Raw genomic sequence first — 383 nt, forward strand, 5'->3', positions numbered from 1 at the left:
TCAAGGAGCCATAAGGCAGGGTGGAGATTTTCCGCTAGGAAAATACAACCCGGTCCTTGAGTGAGGAAGCAGAAGCGGTATTCCATACCTACATGGCAACTTGCCATGTAGCCTGCCGGCAGATATGCCGGCTTTGCTTTATGCAGAGAGAACTCATAACCCGGCAGCTTACCGGGTTATATAGAATTCGATTTATCTTTCTCCTGTCGGTATGGATCACATGGGCGCTGCTGCCGCCGGCATTGCCATCGGCAGCTATGGAATAATGAAGAAAGTGAATATGTCAGGAGTCTAACTGATCATGCATACCAGCTCTCATATAATTCGCTTCCGTTATATTTATGGGCATATGCATACTCAGTCATTTTGATAGTTCCGTTTTT

1 protein-coding gene is annotated in these 383 nt (G+C 46.2%); it reads left to right on the forward strand.

What is annotated here, in order from left to right; translation table 11 throughout:
• Positions 1-56: 56 nt before the first annotated feature.
• Entirely contained in the window at positions 57-266 is a 210-nt protein-coding gene (locus NE665_RS24110; protein WP_133303503.1) for a hypothetical protein, read from the forward strand.
• Positions 267-383: the final 117 nt, after the last annotated feature.

It is taken from the genome of Clostridium sp. DFI.1.208, assembly GCF_024463855.1.
Taxonomy (GTDB): Bacteria; Bacillota_I; Bacilli_A; order Erysipelotrichales; family Erysipelotrichaceae; genus Clostridium_AQ.